At 33.6% G+C, this 3,676-nt stretch carries 5 protein-coding genes; all 5 read left to right on the forward strand.

Features of this window, described 5'->3' with window-relative positions; translation table 11 throughout:
* The first annotated feature begins 186 nt into the window (after nucleotides 1-186).
* On the forward strand, nucleotides 187-819 hold the full coding sequence (locus ACT8VG_RS08575; protein ID WP_444195635.1) for a CDP-alcohol phosphatidyltransferase family protein: 633 nt from the start codon (nucleotides 187-189) through the stop codon (nucleotides 817-819).
* A gap of 1 nt (nucleotide 820) precedes the next feature.
* Complete coding sequence (locus ACT8VG_RS08580; protein WP_444195636.1) at nucleotides 821-1,681, forward strand: phosphatidylserine decarboxylase; 861 nt, start codon at nucleotides 821-823, stop codon at nucleotides 1,679-1,681.
* An 86-nt stretch (nucleotides 1,682-1,767) separates the two neighbouring features.
* Nucleotides 1,768-2,538, forward strand: a complete 771-nt coding sequence (locus ACT8VG_RS08585) for a ParA family protein (RefSeq protein ID WP_187012320.1) — start codon at nucleotides 1,768-1,770, stop codon at nucleotides 2,536-2,538.
* A complete protein-coding gene (locus ACT8VG_RS08590; protein ID WP_022425722.1) occupies nucleotides 2,528-3,415 on the forward strand; it encodes a ParB/RepB/Spo0J family partition protein in 888 nt (295 codons plus the stop codon). Before ACT8VG_RS08585 ends, ACT8VG_RS08590 begins: the two co-directional genes overlap by 11 nt.
* 95 nt (nucleotides 3,416-3,510) lie before the next feature.
* The coding region (locus ACT8VG_RS08595; protein ID WP_444195637.1) for a family 1 glycosylhydrolase at nucleotides 3,511-3,676 on the forward strand (166 nt) is incomplete at its 3' end.

Here is a 3,676-nt window from a genome sequence, read left to right on the forward strand (position 1 = left end):
TAACGGCGACGATAGTGTGAAGACGCGACAATAGCAAGCTGCCAGGTCCTTTTTTATTATCAAGAACGAGAAAATGGCCTTAAACAGGCTATTTTTTATTTACAGAAAGAAATTAAATATCTATCATTCAATATGCATTCATGCTATAATGAACCCGATTATAAAAAAGAAGGAAAGGTGAATTGTATGATTGGTTATTACAACTATACAGTCATTCTAACATATTGTAGTTTAATCAGTGCGATTGTCGGAACTCACTTCGCATTTGAACACAATTATGTTTTGGCATTATTCTGTCTTATGCTTTGTGGCTTTTTTGATTCTTTCGATGGTATCGTTGCACGTTCAAAAAAGGACAGAACAGAAGAAGAAAAGAAGTTTGGTATTCAGATTGATTCTCTTGTAGACTTAATCAGTTTTGGCGTTTATCCTGCAATCATTGCCTACTCAATGGGATTCAATAGTTTCCCTTGTTTGATCATCTTTATTATATATATTCTTGGTGCTGTTATTCGACTAGGATATTTTAATGTTATGGAAGATATGAGACAGCAGCAGACTACTGAAAAAAGAAAATATTACCAGGGATTACCTGTTACATCTTCTTGTCTAATTTTTCCAATGATTTACTGTTTAACAGTATGGCTTACAGTACCTCAGGTTCAGTTTATTTATTTAATTGGACTATTAGTTGTAGGTATTCTATTCATAGCTAACATCAAAGTAATAAAGCCTGACTTTAAGGGTGTCCTAGGTCTTATCGGCTTTGGTATTATTTTATTAATCATTTTAATTATTAAAGGTGTTGTTTTAATCTAGTATGGCAATATTCAAACGTAATGGTGAAAAATTAGAATATGATCAGTCACAGGATCACTTCTTAGAGAAATTGTATGGATCACTTGCAGGAAGATGTTTATTAAAAGTATTAACTCAGCCAGTTATTACTGAACTAGGTGGTGCTTTTATGAATTCTCCTTTATCTAAAGGACAAATCAATTCCTTTGTAGAAAAAAACAATATTGATTTGAATTTATATGAATCACAGGATTATCATTCTTATAACGATTTCTTTACACGTACTATTAAAGATGGTGTAAGACATATCGATATGGATGATAATGCACTGATTGCGCCTTGTGATAGTAAACTCACTGTTTATCCTATTGAGGATACATTACAGCTTAAAATTAAGAATTCAGTTTATACAATTGAAGACTTATTAATGAGTCCTGCACTTGCAGATGAATATAGAGGGGGTCTATGTCTTGTATTTAGACTTACAGTAGATGATTATCATCACTATCATTTCATTGATGATGGAACAGCTGACAAAGATCACTTTATTAAAGGTGTTTTCCATACAGTCAATCCTATCGCAAGTTATTATTATCCTATCTATAAGACAAATAGCCGTTCTTATACAGTTCTTCATACAAAACACTTTGGTGACGTAGTTCAGATGGAAGTAGGGGCTATGATGGTTGGTAAAATTACTAACTTAAATAAGAAAACCTTTAAACGTGGTGAAGAAAAAGGTTATTTTGAATTTGGTGGCAGTACAGTTATCTTATTCATAAAAAAAGATATTGTAGATATTGATGAGGATATTCTCAACATTTCTAAAAATGAAGATGAAGTACGTGTTCTCATGGGAGAACGTATCGGTACACTAAAATAGTGAGAAGGTGAATACCTTCTCATTCTTTTTGTTTTGTTTAAAGAGTTTTATGATATAATTAAGAATGCGAATAAGGAGGTTATGTGATGGGCAAAGTAATCGCAATTACAAACCAAAAAGGTGGCGTAGGAAAAACAACCACTAGTATTAATTTATGTGCAGCACTTGCACTTATGAAGAAGAAAGTATTACTTGTAGATATGGACGCTCAGTCTAATGCGACGCAGGGTATTGGAATCGATCGTTCTAGTTTAGAAAAAACAACTTATGATGTACTTATTGATGAAGTACCCATTGAATCAATCATCAAACATAGTGAAATCCCACATCTAGATGTGGCACCTGCCAGTATTGACTTAGCGGGTGTAGAAGTACAATTATCAGCCATACCAAAGGGAAGAGAAAAACGTTTAAGAAAGGCAATGGATAGTGTCAGAAATCAATATGATTATATTATTATTGATTGTCCACCAGCTTTAGGTTTGTTAAACACAAACGCTCTTACAGCTGCAGATAGTGTCTTAATACCAGTACAGTGTGAATATTATGCACTAGAAGGTTTAACACAGTTATTAAATACTATTTTATTAACACAGTCAGTATTTAACCGTAATCTCACAATTGAAGGTGTATTATTGACTATGCTTGATTCACGTACTAATTTAGGTGTAGAAGTGACACAGGAAGTACGTAAATACTTTAAGGATAAGGTTTATAAAACAGTCATTCCTAGAAATGTAAAGTTATCAGAAGCACCTTCTGCAGGTCTTTCAATATTTGATTATGATTCACGTAGTGAAGGTGCGAAGTCTTACGCACGACTTGCGAAAGAGGTGGTGAGCAGAAATGGCAGATAAGAAAAAACGTTTAAGTAAAGGATTAGATGCAATCTTTGATACAACATCTACAGGCGGAGATCTTCAATCAATGATTTCTGCGATTGAAAGTAATTCTAATGAATTCACTCAAGAAAAAGTTTCTATTGATTTAATCAGACCTAATCCTTATCAGCCTAGAAAACATTTTGATCAGGATAAGTTGAATGAATTGGCTCAGTCTATTAAGGAACATGGTATCCTACAGCCAATTCTATTAAAGAAGTCTATTCATGGTTATGATATTGTAGCTGGTGAAAGAAGATTTAGAGGAGCTAATATTGCAGGGTTGAAAGAAGTACCTGCAATCATTGTAGACTTCACTGATGATCAGATGATGGAAATTGCGCTTCTTGAAAACATTCAGAGAGAAGACTTAAATGCGATAGAAGAAGCACAGGCTTATAAAGCCATGATGGATAAGATGAATCTAACTCAGGAAGAACTAGCTGGACGTATTGGGAAATCAAGAACTCATGTGACTAATACTTTAAGACTTCTTAATATTAATGAAAAGCTCCAGCAGTATATTCTAGAAGGTATTCTTTCTATGGGACATGTTAGACCATTGGTAGGTTTAGATGATGAAACAGCTCTTAAAATCGCCAATCGTGCCATTAAAGAGAAACTTTCTGTACGTCAAGTAGAAGATATAGTCAGAGGCTATAAACTTGCTCAGAAACGTAAAAATGCGCCTAAAAAAGAAAAGAATACAACTTATACATATGCGGAAGATTTACTAAGAAAGAAGTTCCGCACGAAAGTAAAGGTTGAAGAAAAAACAATTACCCTTAAATATTCTGATACAGAAGACCTAAATCGTATTCTAGAAATCATGGGTGTAATAGAAGATATTTAAAGAACAGGAAACTGTTCTTTTTTTCATTTCTAGGAAATATCAATGTTTAATTTATATTCTATGTATAATAAATATGAAAGAAGAGGACAAATGATATGAAACAATTTCCAGAAGGTTTTTTATGGGGCGGTGCTGTTGCTGCCAATCAGTATGAAGGTGGATGGAATGAAGGCGGTAAAGGTATTACTGTCTCAGACTGTGCTTGCTGTCATTTGGATGTAGATGTACAGGATTATAAGAAACAAAACGAAGTCACTACAG

Origin of the sequence: Catenibacterium sp. (assembly GCF_052354645.1) — a bacterium.
Taxonomy (GTDB): domain Bacteria; phylum Bacillota_I; class Bacilli_A; order Erysipelotrichales; family Coprobacillaceae; genus Catenibacterium; species Catenibacterium mitsuoka_A.